At 32.4% G+C, this 18,368-nt stretch carries 19 protein-coding genes; 8 read left to right on the forward strand and 11 right to left on the reverse strand.

Annotated features, from left to right (window positions below):
* Positions 1-36: 36 nt before the first annotated feature.
* The gene (locus LPC23_RS07950) at positions 37-1,044 is read right to left on the reverse strand and encodes a glycosyltransferase family 2 protein (protein ID WP_229329390.1); all 1,008 of its coding nucleotides are present in this window, start codon (positions 1,042-1,044) and stop codon (positions 37-39) included.
* Positions 1,045-1,500 carry a type I restriction enzyme HsdR N-terminal domain-containing protein gene (locus LPC23_RS07955; RefSeq protein WP_229329392.1) on the reverse strand — a complete coding sequence of 152 codons (456 nt, stop codon included), beginning with the start codon at positions 1,498-1,500 and terminating at the stop codon, positions 1,045-1,047.
* Positions 1,501-1,563: 63 nt separating this feature from the next.
* Here LPC23_RS07955 and holA point away from each other — a divergent pair, with 63 nt between their 5' ends.
* Together holA and LPC23_RS07965 are read left to right on the forward strand one after the other, a co-directional pair.
* The gene (gene holA, locus LPC23_RS07960) at positions 1,564-2,565 is read left to right on the forward strand and encodes a DNA polymerase III subunit delta (RefSeq protein WP_229329394.1); all 1,002 of its coding nucleotides are present in this window, start codon (positions 1,564-1,566) and stop codon (positions 2,563-2,565) included.
* A gap of 45 nt (positions 2,566-2,610) precedes the next feature.
* The gene (locus tag LPC23_RS07965; protein ID WP_229329396.1) at positions 2,611-2,793 is read left to right on the forward strand and encodes a CAL67264 family membrane protein; all 183 of its coding nucleotides are present in this window, start codon (positions 2,611-2,613) and stop codon (positions 2,791-2,793) included.
* A gap of 24 nt (positions 2,794-2,817) precedes the next feature.
* Here the strand turns inward: LPC23_RS07965 and LPC23_RS07970 are convergent, their stop codons facing one another.
* Positions 2,818-3,837, reverse strand: coding sequence for an alpha/beta fold hydrolase (locus LPC23_RS07970; protein ID WP_229329398.1), 1,020 nt, complete (start codon positions 3,835-3,837; stop codon positions 2,818-2,820).
* Positions 3,838-4,027: 190 nt separating this feature from the next.
* On the opposite strand from LPC23_RS07970, the gene ettA reads away from it, so the two are divergent.
* Entirely contained in the window at positions 4,028-5,722 is a 1,695-nt protein-coding gene (ettA, locus tag LPC23_RS07975; protein ID WP_229329400.1) for an energy-dependent translational throttle protein EttA, read from the forward strand.
* A 48-nt stretch (positions 5,723-5,770) separates the two neighbouring features.
* On the opposite strand, the gene LPC23_RS10275 is transcribed toward ettA, so the two are convergent.
* The 3 genes from LPC23_RS10275 to LPC23_RS07985 all read right to left on the reverse strand — a co-directional run bounded on the left by LPC23_RS10275 (position 5,771) and on the right by LPC23_RS07985 (position 8,557).
* Positions 5,771-5,896, reverse strand: a complete 126-nt coding sequence (locus LPC23_RS10275) for a hypothetical protein (protein ID WP_255645428.1) — start codon at positions 5,894-5,896, stop codon at positions 5,771-5,773.
* Positions 5,897-5,972: 76 nt separating this feature from the next.
* On the reverse strand, positions 5,973-6,389 hold the full coding sequence (locus tag LPC23_RS07980) for a thiol-disulfide oxidoreductase DCC family protein (RefSeq protein WP_229329402.1): 417 nt from the start codon (positions 6,387-6,389) through the stop codon (positions 5,973-5,975).
* A 2-nt stretch (positions 6,390-6,391) separates the two neighbouring features.
* Positions 6,392-8,557 carry an endonuclease MutS2 gene (locus tag LPC23_RS07985; RefSeq protein WP_229329404.1) on the reverse strand — a complete coding sequence of 722 codons (2,166 nt, stop codon included), beginning with the start codon at positions 8,555-8,557 and terminating at the stop codon, positions 6,392-6,394.
* Between the two features lie 105 nt (positions 8,558-8,662).
* On the opposite strand from LPC23_RS07985, the gene ung reads away from it, so the two are divergent.
* Entirely contained in the window at positions 8,663-9,340 is a 678-nt protein-coding gene (ung, locus tag LPC23_RS07990) for a uracil-DNA glycosylase (RefSeq protein ID WP_229329406.1), read from the forward strand.
* On the opposite strand, the gene LPC23_RS07995 is transcribed toward ung, so the two are convergent.
* The 5 genes from LPC23_RS07995 to porX all read right to left on the reverse strand — a co-directional run bounded on the left by LPC23_RS07995 (position 9,341) and on the right by porX (position 13,461).
* Complete coding sequence (locus tag LPC23_RS07995) at positions 9,341-9,715, reverse strand: DUF4258 domain-containing protein (RefSeq protein ID WP_229329408.1); 375 nt, start codon at positions 9,713-9,715, stop codon at positions 9,341-9,343. It lies immediately after the preceding gene.
* A 36-nt stretch (positions 9,716-9,751) separates the two neighbouring features.
* Complete coding sequence (locus tag LPC23_RS08000; protein ID WP_229329409.1) at positions 9,752-10,945, reverse strand: alanine dehydrogenase; 1,194 nt, start codon at positions 10,943-10,945, stop codon at positions 9,752-9,754.
* Between the two features lie 71 nt (positions 10,946-11,016).
* The gene (locus LPC23_RS08005) at positions 11,017-11,484 is read right to left on the reverse strand and encodes a GNAT family N-acetyltransferase (RefSeq protein WP_229329411.1); all 468 of its coding nucleotides are present in this window, start codon (positions 11,482-11,484) and stop codon (positions 11,017-11,019) included.
* Positions 11,485-11,496: 12 nt separating this feature from the next.
* Complete coding sequence (gene tsaE, locus LPC23_RS08010) at positions 11,497-11,904, reverse strand: tRNA (adenosine(37)-N6)-threonylcarbamoyltransferase complex ATPase subunit type 1 TsaE (RefSeq protein WP_229329413.1); 408 nt, start codon at positions 11,902-11,904, stop codon at positions 11,497-11,499.
* Positions 11,905-13,461 (reverse strand): T9SS response regulator signal transducer PorX, encoded by a 1,557-nt coding sequence (gene porX, locus LPC23_RS08015; RefSeq protein WP_229329415.1) that lies wholly within the window; start codon positions 13,459-13,461, stop codon positions 11,905-11,907.
* A 165-nt stretch (positions 13,462-13,626) separates the two neighbouring features.
* Here porX and LPC23_RS08020 point away from each other — a divergent pair, with 165 nt between their 5' ends.
* The 4 genes from LPC23_RS08020 (at position 13,627) to LPC23_RS08035 (ending at position 18,332) form a co-directional block, all read left to right on the forward strand.
* Positions 13,627-14,418: a 3-keto-disaccharide hydrolase gene (locus LPC23_RS08020; RefSeq protein WP_229329417.1), complete on the forward strand. Its 792-nt coding sequence runs from the start codon at positions 13,627-13,629 to the stop codon at positions 14,416-14,418.
* 138 nt (positions 14,419-14,556) lie between these two features.
* Positions 14,557-15,786: an HD domain-containing protein gene (locus tag LPC23_RS08025; protein WP_229329418.1), complete on the forward strand. Its 1,230-nt coding sequence runs from the start codon at positions 14,557-14,559 to the stop codon at positions 15,784-15,786.
* 124 nt (positions 15,787-15,910) lie between these two features.
* On the forward strand, positions 15,911-16,954 hold the full coding sequence (gene lpxD / locus LPC23_RS08030) for a UDP-3-O-(3-hydroxymyristoyl)glucosamine N-acyltransferase (protein WP_229329419.1): 1,044 nt from the start codon (positions 15,911-15,913) through the stop codon (positions 16,952-16,954).
* Positions 16,947-18,332, forward strand: coding sequence for a bifunctional UDP-3-O-[3-hydroxymyristoyl] N-acetylglucosamine deacetylase/3-hydroxyacyl-ACP dehydratase (locus LPC23_RS08035; protein ID WP_229324437.1), 1,386 nt, complete (start codon positions 16,947-16,949; stop codon positions 18,330-18,332). Before lpxD ends, LPC23_RS08035 begins: the two co-directional genes overlap by 8 nt.
* The last annotated feature ends 36 nt before the right edge of the window (positions 18,333-18,368 follow it).

Here is an 18,368-nt window from a genome sequence, read left to right on the forward strand (position 1 = left end):
TGAAATTTTTAATTAATGTTAAACAAATTTAGTTTTTTAAATTTTAGTTTTTCTAAATAAATTGCTAAAAAATAGTTTTTTTTCAATGTAATAACTAAAAACGATACTTTTTGAGAAATAGTATTTCGGTTGTTGGTAACTATCCCTTTTTTCATAATTAGCTTTAAATAATCTATAAAAAGCAAAATGAGCTTTCAAGATGGCTATACAATGCTTGGGTTGTTTTTCTAATAGGAATTTGATACCTGCAATTCCGTCCAAAACCATTCGTATGAAAAGTATTCGATACAAGTCTTTTTGTGGAACATTTTTAGTTAGCATCAACAACGAATTTCTAAAATTCAATTCCGTTTTTCTTGGATTTCCTTGTTGTAATGTCGCTCCACCAACATGGTATACTTTTGACTCAAATAGATATTTAATGCTAAATCCTTTATTTATAGCACGCCAACATAAGTCGATTTCTTCTTGGTGTGCAAAAAAGGAAGAGTCAAATCCATTCAGTTCTTTGTAAACAGAACTTCTAATAAAGAAGCATGCTCCCGATGCCCAAAAAATTTCTTGATTGGAATCGTATTGACCGTTGTCTTTTTCCAAAGTATCGAAAATACGACCACGACAAAATGGATAACCGTATTGATCAATAAAACCTCCTGCTGCTCCAGCATATTCAAAATAGTCTTTGTTCTTAAAATCTAATATTTTAGGTTGAATTATAGCAGTCTTAGGTTCGTTTTGAAACGTTTTAATAATAGGTTGTAACCAATTTTCGGTCACTTCTATATCCGAATTCACTAATGCATAAACATCAGCTTCGATGTGTTGTAATGCCTCATTATACCCACCAGCGTAACCTGTGTTAGTTGGATTAACTACAATCGAAACCTCTGGAAATTTAGCTTTGACAAAATCAACTGAATCATCTGTCGAAGCATTATCAGCAACATAAACAGTCGCTTCTGGAGAAAATTGAACTACTGAAGGTAAAAACTGTTCTAATAATTGTTTTCCATTCCAATTCAGTATGACAACAGCTATTTTCATCTAGATTGTATTGGGTTGATAGTTGGGTAATTCGTGTAAAAATTGGTATTTTTCATTTTCAAAATCCATTTGGCAAAAGTAATGATTCAAACCATTGGTTACCATAAGATAATTGGATTTTAAAGTCATATTGTACTGAGCAATTTGATCAAAAGTACTTTGAGAAATACTTATTTCAGGTGCTTTGCATTCGATTAGGATCAAAATAGAACCATCTGAATTGTATACTACCACATCGTATCTTTTTCGTAAACCATTGACTTTTAAAACTTTTTCAACATTAATCAATGACTTTGGATAGTTCTTTTCAGCAATTAAAAATTGAACTACGTGTTGACGCACCCATTCTTCAGGAGTAAGAATTATAAATTTTTTCCTGATAGTATCAAAAATAGCCACTTTATTTTCGCTATTTTTGAAACGGAAAGAGTAGGATGGAAAATTCAATTGTTGCATCTGCCAAATTTACTATTTTAAATTTCAAATTTCCGAATTAACGCAAAACCAAAATACCTTTTTGTGGACGACGTAGTAAAAATTGTAAATGATATCAAGGCTGGAAACATTAAACCGATCTATTTTTTGATGGGAGAAGAGCCTTATTATATAGACAAATTATCTGATTTTATTGAACAAAATGTATTGACTGAAGAAGAAAAAGGTTTCAATCAAACAGTTTTTTATGGTCGTGATGTTACAATTGAAGATATTGTTTCGACAGCTAAGCGCTATCCAATGATGGCAGAACGTCAAGTGGTGATTGTTAAAGAGGCCCAAGATTTATCTCGCACCATCGATAAGATTGAAAGTTATCTAGAAAACCCTATGGAATCTACCGTTTTAGTCTTTTGTTACAAATACAAAACCTTAGACAAACGAAAAAAAGTAACTAAGTTATTGGCACAAAAAGGCATTGTTTACGAGAGTAAAAAGTTATATGAAAATCAAGTAGGAGATTGGATAAAGCGTGTTTTAGCTGGTAAAAAATATACTATTGAACCAAAAGCTAGCGCAATGTTGGTGGAATTTTTGGGGACTGATTTGAGTAAAATCAATAATGAATTAGAAAAATTACAGATTATACTTCCACTAGGAAGTACTATCGATCCAAAGCATATTGAAGAGAATATTGGTTTTAGTAAGGACTTTAACAATTTTGAGTTATTGAACGCTTTAGGGTCCCGCAATCAAGCAAAGGCATTTCACATTGCACACTATTTTTCTAATAATCCAAAGGCAAATCCTTTAGTTGTTACTACAAGTACTGTTTTTGGTTTTTTTGTAAAAATTTTAAAATACCACGGTATGAAAGATAGAAATCCTAAAAATGTATCGGCAGCCTTAGGAATTAATCCTTTCTTTTTAAAGGATTATGATTTGGCTTTAAAAAATTATCCAATGAAAAAAGTAAGTCAGATTATTTCGTCGTTACGAGAAGTTGATGTTAAAAGTAAAGGAGTAGGCGCTAATCTATCTCAATCTGATTTGCTAAAAGAAATGTTATTTAAGATTTTTAATTAGTTTAAAATTTAGATATTTGTACCTCAAAAATACGATATTACATATATGGGAATGAATAAAAATACAATTTTAGGATGGGCAACACTAATTATGATAGTGATGGGTTTACTGTTAATTGGACTTGGTGCTTTCCGCTATGACGATGTTGCAGGATGGGGCTTTGCCGCTGTTGGTGTTGGTTTTCTAGCCAATGCTTGGGTTTTTAGTTCCCTAAAAGGTCGCGTTTAAACCCAAGATATATCTTTTCAATTTTTAAGAAAGCATCGAATATTTACTTACGTTATATTTAAATTGATTTTGAACATTTACTGTTTTGGAGTTAAAAATAGGACTTAAAAGTGTTGCTATAGTTTCAAATTCCTTTATATAAGCATCTTGGGAATGTATTGATTTGAATTCCTGATAAAAAGTATTCGATTTTATTTTCATCATTTCTATATCTGTCTTTCTATTTTCTAAAATTGGGAAAAGGCTTTCTGAATCAATTCCAATACTATGTATTGTTCCTTTAATTGTTTTGATTATTGATTTAAAATCTACTCTTTTTCGACAAATATCAATTGAATTTAGTAAGTGATTCATTAATCGATAACTTGCAATTTTATCCCTATTGTTTTCTATTATAATGTTTTCAATTCCTTCGATTGAATTAGTATCGATATTATTTCTTTTAAAAATTTGGTTGACATAATCTGGATTTTTAAAGTACATATTGGCGTAATATCTCGCATCAACTAATGGATCTTCAGAATTATTTAATAATTGCTCTTGAATCAGACTTGTTGCTATAACTCGGTCAGATGTTTTCCAATCGGTTGCAATAGGAATTAAGTGTTCTATTCGATTCGGTTGTAATGCAGCCATTTCCCAAGCGATTGCACCTCCGAGTTCTCCTCCAATAACTGCAAAAACGGTATTGATTTTTATGCTAAACAAACCTTCCCAATAAAGTGCTGCAATATCTCTAATGGTAAATTTGCGATAATTTTGATTTGGATTCCAATGTTCATCTTCAAATTCATTACTTGGAAAATTAAATGAAATAATAGTGTATATTAAAGTATCAATAGCTTTAGAATTAACTATAATCTCTTTCCACCAACCTGTATTTCCTCCACAATTTGAATTACCTGTTAAGGAATGATTTACAACTATAATAGGTGCTAATCCAATCGGTTGACCAAAAATTTGATATGACAATTTAATTGAGTTAATTGGAGTACCATTTTCTAAATTAAATCGCTTGATTTCGGTAGAGTAGAAGTTTTTCATAATTACTATTTTTTATTGAGATTAAAACTACAACCAAACAACTGTTTTGATAACTAATATCTTCTACTAACCTGAATCATCGACTAGCGGTAGCATTTATCTTTAATCTAAATAATTTCAATACTGATTATTGTATTGTTTTTATTTAAAACTATCTTTGTAGTTTCAAGAAATTAAAACAATAAATTATATGTCAGACGATAAGAAAGTAATATTCTCAATGTCCAAATTGAGTAAGACGTATTCAAGCAGTAACAAACAAGTATTAAAAGATATTTATTTAAGTTTCTTTTATGGAGCTAAAATTGGTATTCTAGGATTGAATGGTTCTGGAAAATCTTCTCTATTGAAAATTATTGCTGGAGTTGATAAAAATTACCAAGGTGATGTTGTTTTTGCTCCAGGTTACACCGTTGGTTATTTAGAGCAAGAACCACAACTAGACGATTCAAAAACAGTTTTGGAAATTGTTCAAGAAGGTGTTGCAGAAACAATGGCAGTTTTAGAAGAATACAATCAAATTAACGATTTATTCGGACTTCCTGAGAACTATGAAGACCAGGATAAAATGGATAAATTAATGGATCGTCAAGCGGCTTTGCAGGATAAAATTGATGCTTTAGGCGCTTGGGAAATCGATACAAAATTAGAAATTGCTATGGATGCGTTACGTACTCCAGAAGGTGATACACCGATAAAGAATTTATCAGGTGGAGAACGTCGTCGTGTGGCTTTATGTCGTTTGTTATTACAACAGCCTGATGTATTGCTTTTGGATGAGCCAACGAACCACTTGGATGCTGAAAGTGTACTTTGGTTAGAACAACACTTAGCGCAGTATGCTGGTACTGTAATCGCAGTAACGCACGACCGTTATTTCTTGGATAATGTTGCAGGATGGATTTTGGAATTGGATAGAGGAGAAGGCATTCCGTGGAAAGGAAATTATTCTTCTTGGTTAGACCAAAAATCAAACCGAATGGCATTAGAAGAAAAAGTGGCATCTAAACGTAGAAAAACCTTAGAGCGTGAATTGGATTGGGTTCGTCAAGGAGCCAAAGGTCGTCAAACCAAACAAAAAGCACGTTTACAGAACTACGATAAATTATTGAATGAAGATCAAAAACAACTGGATGAAAATCTAGAAATCTATATTCCAAATGGTCCTCGTTTGGGAACTAATGTTATTGAGGCTACCAATGTTGCGAAAGCTTTTGGGGATAAATTACTGTATGATAATTTGAACTTTACACTTCCACAAGCTGGAATTGTGGGGATTATTGGTCCAAATGGTGCTGGTAAATCGACTATTTTCCGAATGATTATGGGCGAAGAACAACCTGATGGAGGTCAATTTTCTATTGGAGAAACAGTAAAAATTGCCTACGTAGATCAGTCGCATTCTAATATTAATCCTGACAAAACTATTTGGGAAAACTTTGCTGATGGTCAAGAATTAGTAATGATGGGAGGGAAGCAAGTAAATTCAAGAGCGTACTTATCTCGCTTTAACTTTGGCGGAAGCGATCAAAACAAAAAAGTATCGATGCTTTCTGGTGGTGAAAGAAACCGTTTGCACTTAGCCATGACTTTAAAAGAAGAAGGAAACGTTTTGTTACTGGATGAGCCAACGAATGACTTGGATGTAAATACATTGCGTGCTTTAGAAGAAGGATTAGAAAATTTTGCAGGTTGTGCTGTAGTAATTTCTCACGACAGATGGTTCTTGGATAGAATTTGTACTCACATCTTAGCTTTTGAAGGAAATTCAGAAGTATATTTCTTTGAAGGAAGTTTCTCTGATTACGAAGAAAACAAAAAGAAACGTTTAGGTGGTGATTTAACTCCAAAACGATTGAAATACAGAAAATTAATTAGAAATTAATTTAATACAAAAAGAGGATATCATTTGATATCCTCTTTTTTTATCTTCTTATTTCTTCTTACCAGAATTCATCATTATTAGCACGGCACCAACTAAAGCTAGTATGACCAAACCAAAAACAACTATCATAATAAAGGAGCCGTTTGCCCAAGAATACAATGGTAAATTTCTCATAATTAAGATTTTTAAGATGAATCAAATGTAATTCATGCCAACTTCTTATTTTATGACATTTGTCATATAAGCCAATTTATCCTAAAAATTTTGATTGTAAATCTTTTGATGGAACTAAACAACTTTCTTTTTTGCCCCACCATCTATAGCGGTTTTTAGCTATAAAGTCATAGACTGCATTGGTAATAGTATTTGGAAGTAGTTTGAAAATTAGTAAACAATAATAAATTCCACCGATACTTTTTACAATTTCAAAAAAAGCTTGCGATTTATAAAAAAACACTTTTTCTGATTCGTATAGGATTGCACTGTCCGTTAGTTGAAATTCAATTGGGAGTTTTTGAAGTAGTTCGCGTCCCAAATCCGATTGCAAAGAAACAAACCTAAAAACATCTTTGGTATCTCTTTTAATAATGAATTGCACCGTGGCATCACATAAATTGCAAAGTCCGTCAAACAAAATGATTTTTTTATGTTGAGGGAGATGTTGCATACTTACTTTTTAACAGCTTCTACCAACTCTAGTAATTCCAAACCAACTTTTGAAGTAAACAAACCATAATTGACAGTAGCTTTATTTCGTTCAATAGCATCGATACTTCCTACTGCTTTTCCGTCAAACATTCTAACACGATCTCCCACTTTAAGAATTGGACGTGGTTTTTCAATTACAACTTTAACTTTTTTGGCTTTTTTCTCAGCACGTATTTCCTCTACCTGAACCGCTACTTCTTTAATAACTTCTTTTTTCTTTTCGGCAATTACTTTCGTTTCTTTTGCAGATGCTTTTTTACGCTTGGAATTTTCAATTTCAACAATTTTTAAAAATTCGCCAATTAGCTCTTTCTTATTTTTATTATTGAAATACTTATCTGCTAAATCTTCAATTTTTTGACCAATATAAATCGTCTTTTGATTGCTATCATACAATTCCTGATAACTCTCTAATTTCTGCTTGATTTTAACATTGATAGTCTCCATTTTTTTACTTTCTTCACGTGCTTTGGTTTCCTCTTCTTTAAGCGTTAATGAAGTCTTTTCTAATTTGGAGCGTTCTTTTTGAAGCGTGGCTATGGTTTTGTCAAAACGTACTTTGCCTACTTCAATTTTCTTTTTAGCACGGTTTATTAAACCATAAGGAATACCATTTTTTTGAGCCACCTCAAAAGTAAATGAACTACCGGCTTGACCTAAAACCAATTTATACATCGGTTCTAATGATTTTTCATCGAAAAGCATATTGGCATTAGTGGCAAAAGGCAATTCATTAGCCAAAATCTTTAAGTTTGAATAGTGAGTTGTAATGATTCCGAAAGCCTCACGATGGTAGAATTCTTCTAAGAAAATTTCTGCCAATGCACCACCTAATTCGGGATCAGAACCCGTTCCAAATTCATCGATCAAAAACATCGTTTTCTTGTTGCACTTTTTCAAGAAATAATTCATATTCTTTAAGCGATAGCTATACGTACTCAAATGATTTTCTATCGATTGGTTGTCGCCAATGTCTGTCAGAATTCTATCAAATAAAAAGGTTTCACTGCGCTCGTGAACGGGAATCAACATTCCGGATTGCAACATTAATTGGAGTAATCCTACTGTTTTTAGCGAAATGGTTTTTCCACCCGCATTTGGACCCGAAATAACAATGATTCTATTTTCTTGTTCTAATTCGATAGTTTGTGGATAGGTAATTTCGTTTTTCTCTTTATTGGATAAAAATAAAATTGGATGGAAGGCATCTCTAAAAAACAAACGTCTTTCTTCTGTAATGGTTGGTAAAATAGCATTGATTTTATTGGCATATTTTGCTTTGGCAGCAATTACATCAACATCGCTTAAAAAGTTCTGGTATTCAATCAATAAATCTAAAAAAGGACGAATTCTATTCGATAATTGTTTTAAAATTCGGTTGATTTCTTCCTTTTCTTCGTATTCTAAATTACTTAATTCACGAGAATATTTTAAGGTAGTTTCGGGTTCGATATAAGCAATACTTCCCGTTTTGGAACTCCCTAAAATCGATCCTTTAACTTTCCGACGATACATTGCTAAAACAGCCAAAACACGACGGTTTTGAACAAAACTTTCTCTAATGTCATCCAAATATCCTAGTGAATTGTATTGCGTTAAAGCTACTCCAAAACTTTGATTGACTTTGCCTCGAACCACATTCATATCACGGCGGATATTCAATAAATCAGGTGAAGCATTGTCTTTGATTTCGCCATATTTATCGACCACTTCATCCACCATTGTAATGATGTCTTTGGTCAATTCAACTTTCGAAGCTCTATTGTTTAAGTTGGGATAATAATCATGGAATTTTCTCAAGAAATTCAATAAGAAATTAACGGTACTGGATAAGTTGGCAATTTTTCTAAAACTTCCGACTTCCAAAAAGCTATCCTCAATAGCTAAAAATTTAATTTCGTGAGTTATGGCATCAAATCCATGATTGGGAATGGCATTATTGTTTTGGAAAGAAGAAACGTATTCCGAAGTCTGCAACAATGCTTCCATCAAGCTTTCCTTGTCTTTGAAAGGTGTAATTTCAAGTGCTTTTTGTTTTCCAATATCGGTATTACAAATAGCAGACAACGTTTCTAAAACTGTTGGGAATTGTAAATCTTGTAAAGTCTTTTCGGTGATGGATATCATTTATAGTACTATTGGAAAGAAGCAAAGTTACAAAGATTAAGAGGAGTTTCTTGAAGAAAAAGTATAATTTTACACCTAACAGATTTCAGATAGACATTTATATTTATGGAACTCCAATTGAATCCAGAATGGCAATCCATTTTAGCTGAAGAAATTCAGAAACCCTATTTTAGTGAGTTACTAGAAATGGTGGATTTGGAGTATCAAAATTATACCTGTTACCCACCCAAAGAATTCATTTTTTCGGCTTTTGACTCTTGTAGCTTCTCAAATACCAAAGTGGTGATTATTGGGCAAGATCCCTATCACGGAAAAGGTGAAGCTAATGGATTATGTTTTTCGGTAAACGAAGGGGTGAAAATCCCACCTTCGTTACGAAATATTTACAGAGAGTTAGTAGATGATTTGGACAGTATTTTTATTCCTTCTTCAGGAAATTTAGAGTCGTGGGCTAATCAAGGTGTTTTATTATTAAATGCTGGATTCACCGTTAGGGAAGATTTGCCTAATAGTCATAAACATTTAAAATGGGGGGAATTTACGGATGCTGTGATCCAAAAGTTATCTGATGAAAAAGAACAGGTGGTTTTTCTACTTTGGGGAAGTTTTGCTCAGAAAAAAGGCGTTAAGATTGATCGCGAAAAGCATTTGGTTTTAGAATGCGGACATCCATCACCATTAAGTGCAAATCAAGGAAAATGGTTCGGTAATAAGCATTTTAGTAAAACGAATGCTTATTTAGAATCTAGAGGTTTACAACCAATTAATTGGCTAAATCTATAGTTATTTTTTAACGATATCCTCTAAAACTGCTTTATCAGAATAATTTATTATTGTTAAGATTATTTCTTGATTTTTTACAGTTTTCCCTTCGATTATGTATTTTTTTCCATTACCAACAGCAATGTTACTTTGATCAAAATCAACATCTCCATGTTCTAAGGAATTTTTAATATCTGTTGTATCAATCCAGGATTCACTTAAAACTTGATTAGCTTTTGGAGAATAATTAAAGGGTTTGTTTCTTAAATCATTCAAAACACGGGCATTTGGAAAATAGTTACAACGAGTATCTTTTCCACTGAACACCATTGAAACAAAGAATAGACCCATAATAAGTCCTACAAAATAATACGCAAAACGTTGAAAGAATTTCATATCTTATTTTTTTGGCAAAGGTAAAGGAAAGTTAATTTAAAAAACAATTAAATTGATATCACTATTCGTTAATCCAAACCAATCACCAATTGCTTTGTTAGTCAGGATTCCGTGATACATATAGACTCCATTTTTTAAACCTTTGTTACAACGAATAGCACTTTCGATCCCGCCATCTTCTGCAATTTGCATCAAATAAGGTGTAATGATATTACTAATTGAAAGAGAAGCTGTTTTTGAATAGCGTGACGGTATGTTAGGCACACAATAATGCACAACATTGTTTTTGATAAAAGTAGGTTTTTCGTGAGTAGTCACTTCCGAAGTTTCAAAACAACCACCTGTATCAATACTAACATCAACAATCACGGCTCCTTTTTTCATATGTTCGACCATAGTTTCAGTTACAACAATTGGACAACGTTCTATACCGCGCATAGCGCCAATAGCAACATCACAACGTCTCAATGCTTTTAATAATGATTTAGGTTGAATAGTAGAAGTAAAAATACGTTGGTTTAAATTGTTTTGCAAACGGCGTAATTTGGTAATTGAATTATCAAAAACTTTAACATTGGCACCCAAACCAATAGCGGTTTTAGCAGCGAATTCGCCCACAGTCCCAGCACCCAATATAACTACATCAGTAGGAGGAACGCCAGTAATATTTCCAAATAGCAATCCTTTTCCAAATTGATTCGCAATCATTAATTCAGATGCAATTAATATTGATGCCGTACCTGCTATTTCGCTTAATGATTTGACTGCAGGATAGGTACCGTCTTCGTCTTTGATGAATTCAAATGCTAAAGCCGTTATTTTTTTCTTCGACAAAGCCTCAAAATAAGCTTTATTTCTTGTTTTAATTTGGATGGCTGAAATGATGATTGTATTTTGATTCATCATTTCGATTTCAGCTAGACTTGCTGGTTCTACTTTCAAAATCATCGGACAACCAAAAACACGTTTTGGGTCTTGAGTTACTTCGGCACCTGCATCGGAATATTCTTTATCTGAATAACTAGAACTTTCACCTGCACCAGATTCTATCATAACACGATGGCCTTGATAGGTCAATGAATTAACAGCATCTGGCGTCAAACAAATGCGTCGTTCTTGATGACTGGTTTCTTTTGGTATACCAATAAAGAGTTCGCTTTTTTGTTTGGAAATTTCTAATTTCTCCTCCTGAGGCAAAAGTTGTTCTTTGGTAAATGGTGATAAAGACATTGTAAGTTCAGTTTTAAAGGTACAATTTAGACAAAAATAATTAAAGATGTAAAAAATGAAATATTTGTATACTACAAAATGGATTTTTCCATCTTAATATCAGCTCTCTCGTATATACCTGCTTCTAATGGAATTTCTTTAAAACCGTATTTAGTATACAAATGAATTGCAGATTGTAAACTACTATTGGAATATAAAATCAACTTATTTATGTTATTGTTTTTTGAAAATTCAAAACAATGCTCTAACATTTGTTTTCCTATTCCAATTCCCTGAACTGTTGATGAAACTGCCATTTTACTGAGTTCGAATGTAACTTCATCTATTTTTAAAAGTGAAACGGTTCCCACAATTGAACCTTGATATTGAGCATAAAAAATGAATCCGCCTTTGTCAATGATTTCAGATTTCGGATTTGACAATACCATTTCGTCCTTAGGCTCGACTTTAAAGTATTTCGTCAACCATTCTAGATTTAGTATCTTGATTGAGTCGGAATAAGTGTCAGAGAAAGGAATAATTACCACATTTGAATTCATAGCAATACACTTTTATTGTAATTGAAGTGAACGTTTTCCATCGGGTAGTTGTTCCAAATGAATGATTGAATGATTGTCGGGAATCAAATTTGGAATTTTTTCTGCCCACTCAATAAAACACCAATTGCCGGAATAAAAATAATCATCAGCTCCCATATCCAAGGCTTCTGTTTCAGTCTTTAATCGGTAAAAATCAAAATGATAAACTAATTGATTAGCAGTTATTTCGTATTCATTAACTAAAGAAAAAGTTGGACTACTTGTAGTAGTATTTACACCTAATGTTTTACACAATTGCTTGATTAAAGTTGTTTTTCCAACTCCCATTTCTCCATGAAAAAGAATCACTTTATTTGGTTTATAAGCCACTATTTGATTCGCAACTGACTCTAATTCATCTATTGAAAATATAATTTCCATTTATCGAGGATTAAATACCAAAAAAGGGACAATCATCTCTTCCAATGATATTCCCCCGTGTTGGTAGGTGTTTTTATAATAACTTACATAGTGATTAAAATTATTGGCATAGGCCAAAAACAAATCATTTTTTGCAAAAATATACGAACTACTCAAATTGATACTAGGTAGACCGATTTTTTTTGGATCTTTAATTGCGTATACCTCTTTATTCTCATAAGATAAACTTCTACCTGTTTTGTACCTTAAATTCAAACTCGTGTTTTTATCACCCACTACTTTTGATGGGTTTTTGACATTAATTGTTCCGTGATCAGTTGTAATAATCAACTTGAATCCCATTTTTTGAGCCTGTTGAATAATGCCTAAAAGTGGTGAATTTTTGAACCAACTAGAAGTCAAAGAACGATAGGCTTTATCATCAGGAGCTAATTCTTTAATCACATCCATTTCCGTTTTTGCGTGAGAAAGCATATCAACAAAATTATACACCACACTCACCAAGTCATTATTTTTTAATGTTTTAAAGTTATCTACTAATTTTTTACCACTAGCGAGGTTTGTAATTTTAAAATAATCATGTTGAATATTTAACCCCAATCGTTTTAATTGTGCGTCAAGAAATTCCGCTTCAAAAAGATTTTTTCCTCCTTCGTCAGTATCATTTTTCCAAAATTGCGGAAACTGTTTTTCCATCTCAATTGGAAGTAATCCAGAAAAAATAGCATTTCTAGCATATTGAGTTGCAGTTGGTAGAATAGCGAAATAAGGAATCTCTTTTTCTAATTTGTAGTGCTTATTTACCACGTCTTCAAGCACTTCCCATTGGTCGTAACGCATATTGTCAATTACTACAAACAAAACTGACTTGTCTTTTTTTATGAGCTCAGGAACTACCAATTCTTTGAACAAAGTATGAGATAAAATTGGCGATTGGTTTTTTGGTTCAAACCAAGTTTCATAATTACGTTCAATGAACTTCCCGAATTGTGAATTGGCTTCAGCTTTTTGAGATTCTAAAATAGCACCCATCCCAGCATCATTGTTAGTCTCCAGTTGCAATTCCCAATAGATTAATTTTTTATACAATTCAATCCAATCTTCAAAAGAATGAACCGAAGCCATTTCTTGAGTAATTTTTCTGAATTCTTTTTGATAATCTAAAGTGGTTTTCTGAGAAATTAAACGAGAATGATCTAAGTTCTTTTTTAAACTCAATAAAATTTGGTTGGGATTCACCGGTTTAATTAGATAATCGGCAATTTTAGATCCAATTGCCTCTTCCATTATATATTCTTCTTCGCTTTTGGTAATCATAATCATAGGTACAGAAGATTTTTTCTCTTTCATTTCAGAAAGAGTCTCTAAACCACTCATCCCTGGCATATTTTCGTCTAAGAAAACAATATCAAAGTTATTATTTTCAAATATTCCAATGGCATCTAATCCGTTGTTGCAAGTAGTTACCTCATAGTTTTTCTTTTCAAGAAATAAAATATGCGGTTTTAAAAGATCAATTTCATCGTCTACCCAAAGTATTTTAATAGTTTCTTCCATAATCCAAATAGCTCTTAACGAAGGGCAATTTACAGTTTTTAAAACGTTGCTTTGCTAAAATAATTATAAATTTTATAATTCAGTAAGACTAAAAATAATCAAACATTAATTTGCACGTCAAAACGAAAATACTACTTTTATACTTTATTCAATTAACTAAAAACTATGAAAACTAAAACTATTAAATACGCTGTATTAGTTACTGTATTTTCGGTAACGGCTTCTTTTGCTCAACATGCTTTTGTAAACACTCCTCCAGAAGTTTCTCCCATGCCAATGAAACCAGAAATGACTGAAATTTGGAATCCAGAAGTAAAAGTAATCACACCTGGAGTTAAATTGGGTGATGCTCCTTCTGATGCAATTATTTTGTTTGATGGAAAGAATTTGAACCAATGGGTGAGTAAAAAAGATCCTTCAAAGCCTGCCGCATGGAAAATAGTTAACAATGATCACTTTGAAGTAGTTCCTGAGACTGGTGATATTCAAACTTTAATGAAATTTGGTGATTGTCAGTTGCATATCGAATGGAGTGCACCTGATGAAGTTCTTGACGGAGGTCAAATGCGAGGTAATAGCGGCGTTTTTTTACAAAACCGTTATGAACTACAAATATTAGATTCTTACAAGAATAGAACCTATAATAATGGTCAAGCTGGTAGTATTTACAAAGATCACCCACCATTAGTAAATGCTATGAAAGCACCACTTGAATGGAATGTTTACGATATTATTTATACAGCTCCAAGGTTTAAAGCCAATGGATTAATTGATGCTCCAGCTCGAATTACTGTATTTCATAATGGAGTAGTGGTACAAAATAATGCCACTATTAACGGATTAACTTTGTATATGGGATTGCATAATTATCCTGAATCTCATGGGGAAGATGTTATTTCGCTTCAAGATCATGGTTGTAAAACCCAATTCAGAAATATCTGGTTGAGAAGATTGTAAACTAAAAAGGGAGAGCATTGCTCTCCCTTTTTAGTTTTAGTAGATTTATAACAAGATAATAAAACATTAATTTAGAATAAAGCGGCCTTCCAACCCAATTGAAATTTCTTTATATTTGTTGCCCTAAAGCACTTAAAATTGAGCCAAATTAATAAACTGAAAATATTCAACGATCCTATTTACGGATTCATCACTATCCCAAATGCTTTAATCTACGATTTAATTCAGCATCCTTATTTTCAAAGACTACGTCGCATTTCGCAAATGGGATTGTCTTATTTAGTCTATCCTGGTGCCAATCACACTCGCTTACATCATGCTTTAGGCTGTATGCATTTAATGCAAAAAGCAGTTGAAGTTTTACGTTTTAAAGGAGTTGTGATATCCGAAGCAGAGGAAAATGCACTATATATTGCCATATTGTTACACGACATTGGACATGGTCCGTTTTCTCATGCCATGGAAAGAAGTATTGTAGAGGATGTACAACATGAAGCGATTTCTCTATTATTTATGAACCAATTGAATATAGAATTTGATGGACAATTGAGTTTGGCTATTCAAGTTTTTAAAGGAGAGTATCATAGAAAGTTCATGTTGCAACTGATTTCAAGCCAACTGGATATGGATCGTATGGATTATTTGAAACGTGATAGCTTTTATTCTGGTGTAGCAGAAGGAAATGTTAATTCTGAGCGTTTAATTCAGATGATGAATGTAGTTGATGACGTTTTAGTAATTGAAGAAAAAGGAATTTACTCTGTTGAAAAATTCCTAATGTCAAGACGTTTGATGTATTGGCAGGTATATTTGCATAAAACGAGTTTGGTAGCCGAGTTAATCCTTACCAAAGTATTGAAACGAGCGAAAGAGTTAACTCTCCATGGCATCCAATTGTCGTGCAGTGAACCGTTACTATTTTTCATGCAAAACCGAGTAAATATTGAGAATTTTAATGTGATTACACTCGACTTGTTTTCACAATTAGACGATTTTGATATTATTAGCGCTTTAAAATCTTGGCAAAAGCACGACGATTTTATCCTTTCTTCATTAAGTAAAATGATTATTAATAGGGATTTACCAAAGATTAAAGTAGTTGCCGACAAACAGCATTTAGATCTCATAGATCCTATCAAATCTCGATTTGCCTCTGAAAATAATATATCCATTTTAAACACAGATTATTTTATTTTCGAAGGAGCTATTAAAAATCAAGCCTACAGTAAAGAAGCAGAACCTATAAGAATATTGAAAAAAGATAAAACCGTTGAAGATGTTGTTGATGTATCAGATCAACTAAATATAGAATCGTTATCTAAATTAGTGACAAAATATTATATCTGTTATCCGAAATCATTAGCATAAAAATAGGGTAATACTATCTATTTTTATATTTTTGCCAAATAGAAACTATTTCGACTATCTTTATGGTAGAATCAAATCAAATTGAGACCTTTTTTAATTGTAGTACCAATATTTAACTTTTAGAATGAAGTTTACAGCAGAGCAAATAGCGGAAATTTTAGAAGGTGAAGTAGTGGGTAATCCAAATGCATTAGTTTCTAAATTATCCAAAATTGAAGAGGGTGAAGAGGGAGCTTTGACTTTCTTGTCCAATCCAAAATATCAAAATTTTATATATACTACCAAGGCTTCAGTTACTATTGTTAATTCAACCTTTGTTCCAGATGCTGCTCTTAGCACTACTTTGATTAAAGTTGCAGATGCGTATTCTGCATTTACAAAACTATTAGAGTTTTACAATCAAGTTAAACTTAATAAAACAGGAATTGAGCAGCCTTCTGTTATAGATGAAAGTGTACACTATGAATCCGATTTGTATTTAGGAAGTTTTAGTTACGTTGGTAAAAATGTAAAATTAGGAACCAATGTAAAAATTTATCCCAATTCTTATGTAGGAGATAATGTAACTATTGGAGACAATGTAACCTTATTTGCAGGTGTTAAAGTATATTCTGAAACGGTAATTGGAAACAATTGCACTGTTCATTCTGGTTCGATAATTGGATCCGATGGATTTGGTTTTGCACCAAATACGGATGGAACATATTCTAAAATTCCACAAATTGGAAATGTAGTAATTGAAGATAATGTAGAGATTGGTGCTTGTACAACTATAGATAGAGCTACGATGGGATCTACTATTATTCGTAAAGGCGTCAAATTAGACAATCAAATTCAGGTTGGACATAATGTTGTAATTGGTGAAAATACAGTTATTGCTGCTCAAACAGGAATAGCTGGTTCTACAAAAATCGGAAAAAACGGAATGATTGGAGGTCAAGTAGGTTTTGCTGGACATATCGCCATTGGTGATAACGTTAGAATAAAAGCAAAATCTGGTATTTCAAAAAATGTTAAAGATGGTGAAATACTTCAAGGACCTGTTGCTTTTAATGACACTAACTATTCTAAATCGTATATCCATTTTAAAAATTTACCCAAGATTATAACCGAAATTGAAGAGTTAAAAAAAGAAATACTAAATCTAAAAAAGAATTACAATGGTTAAACAAAAAACCATCAAATCAGAAATTTCACTTACAGGTGTAGGATTACATACTGGAAAAGAAGTGAAAATGACTTTTAAACCTGCCCCAGCTAATAACGGATTTACTTTTGTACGTGTAGATCTTGAAGGTCAACCTGTGATTGAAGCTGATGCAAATTATGTAGTCAATACACAACGTGGAACTAATTTAGAAAAATTAGGGGTTCAAATTCAAACACCTGAGCATGTTTTAGCAGCTTTAACTGGATGTGACTTGGATAATGTTATTATAGAATTGAATGCTTCGGAACTACCTATAATGGATGGTTCTTCAAAATATTTTGTTGAAGCAATTGAAAAAGCTGGAATTGAAGAGCAGGAAGCAAAACGTAATGTGTATGTAGTAAAAGAAGTTATTTCTTATACCGATGAAGCAACAGGAAGCGAAATATTAGTAATGCCAAGTGATAGCTATTGTATTACAACAATGGTTGATTTTGGTACTAAAATTTTGGGCACTCAAAATGCAACAATGAAATGTCTGTCTGAATTTAAAGACGAGATTTCAGATTCAAGAACATTTAGTTTCTTACACGAATTGGAATCACTTTTAGACAATGGTTTAATCAAAGGTGGCGATTTAAATAACGCTATTGTTTATGTAGATAAAGAAATATCTTCATCTACAATGGAAAATCTAAAAAAGGCATTTGGTAAAGACGAGATTACAGTGAAGCCTAATGGAATTTTAGACAACCTTACACTGCATTATCCTAATGAGGCTGCTCGACATAAATTATTGGACGTTGTAGGCGATTTATCTTTAATTGGAACTAGAATTCAAGGTAAAGTAATTGCAAACAAACCTGGACATTATGTAAATACACAGTTTGCTAAAAAATTAGCGAAAATTATAAAAATAGAACAACGCAATTTTGTTCCTACTTATGATCTACATCAAGAGCCATTGATGGATATTCATAAAATTATGGAAACTTTACCTCATAGACCCCCATTTTTGTTGATTGACCGCATTATCGAAATGTCTGAAAATCACGTTGTGGGAATGAAAAATGTAACAATGAATGAAAATTTCTTTGTTGGGCATTTTCCAGAAGCACCGGTTATGCCTGGTGTTTTAATTGTTGAGGCTATGGCACAAACAGGAGGAGTATTGGTGTTAAGTACCGTTCCTGATCCTGAAAATTACTTGACGTATTTCATGAAAATGGATAATGTTAAATTCAAGCATAAAGTACTACCTGGTGATACTTTAATATTTAAATGTGAATTGATTACACCTATCAGAAGAGGGATTTGTCATATGCAAGCCAATGCGTATGCCAACGGTAAATTAGTAGCTGAAGCTGAATTAATGGCACAAATTGCTAAAAAATAATAGAATTTAGAAAATTCGCTGTAGTTTTACTGCTAA

Source organism: Flavobacterium ammonificans (assembly GCF_020885975.1).
GTDB lineage: Bacteria > Bacteroidota > Bacteroidia > Flavobacteriales > Flavobacteriaceae > Flavobacterium > Flavobacterium ammonificans.

Bases quoted from the DNA above. Each gene is read 5' to 3' on its own strand.
- LPC23_RS07980 (WP_229329402.1), bottom strand. From the start codon at position 6,389: ATGCAACATCTCCCTCAACATAAAAAAATCATTTTGTTTGACGGACTT.
- porX (WP_229329415.1), bottom strand. From the start codon at position 13,461: ATGGAAGAAACTATTAAAATACTTTGGGTAGACGATGAAATTGATCTT.
- tsaE (WP_229329413.1), bottom strand. From the start codon at position 11,904: ATGGAAATTATATTTTCAATAGATGAATTAGAGTCAGTTGCGAATCAA.
- LPC23_RS07950 (WP_229329390.1), bottom strand. From the start codon at position 1,044: ATGAAAATAGCTGTTGTCATACTGAATTGGAATGGAAAACAATTATTA.
- LPC23_RS10275 (WP_255645428.1), bottom strand. From the start codon at position 5,896: ATGAGAAATTTACCATTGTATTCTTGGGCAAACGGCTCCTTTATTATG.
- lpxD (WP_229329419.1), top strand. From the start codon at position 15,911: ATGAAGTTTACAGCAGAGCAAATAGCGGAAATTTTAGAAGGTGAAGTA.
- ettA (WP_229329400.1), top strand. From the start codon at position 4,028: ATGTCAGACGATAAGAAAGTAATATTCTCAATGTCCAAATTGAGTAAG.
- LPC23_RS08035 (WP_229324437.1), top strand. From the start codon at position 16,947: ATGGTTAAACAAAAAACCATCAAATCAGAAATTTCACTTACAGGTGTA.
- LPC23_RS08020 (WP_229329417.1), top strand. From the start codon at position 13,627: ATGAAAACTAAAACTATTAAATACGCTGTATTAGTTACTGTATTTTCG.
- LPC23_RS08000 (WP_229329409.1), bottom strand. From the start codon at position 10,945: ATGTCTTTATCACCATTTACCAAAGAACAACTTTTGCCTCAGGAGGAG.
- LPC23_RS07965 (WP_229329396.1), top strand. From the start codon at position 2,611: ATGGGAATGAATAAAAATACAATTTTAGGATGGGCAACACTAATTATG.
- ung (WP_229329406.1), top strand. From the start codon at position 8,663: ATGGAACTCCAATTGAATCCAGAATGGCAATCCATTTTAGCTGAAGAA.
- LPC23_RS08005 (WP_229329411.1), bottom strand. From the start codon at position 11,484: ATGAATTCAAATGTGGTAATTATTCCTTTCTCTGACACTTATTCCGAC.
- LPC23_RS07985 (WP_229329404.1), bottom strand. From the start codon at position 8,557: ATGATATCCATCACCGAAAAGACTTTACAAGATTTACAATTCCCAACA.
- LPC23_RS07955 (WP_229329392.1), bottom strand. From the start codon at position 1,500: ATGCAACAATTGAATTTTCCATCCTACTCTTTCCGTTTCAAAAATAGC.
- LPC23_RS07970 (WP_229329398.1), bottom strand. From the start codon at position 3,837: ATGAAAAACTTCTACTCTACCGAAATCAAGCGATTTAATTTAGAAAAT.
- LPC23_RS07995 (WP_229329408.1), bottom strand. From the start codon at position 9,715: ATGAAATTCTTTCAACGTTTTGCGTATTATTTTGTAGGACTTATTATG.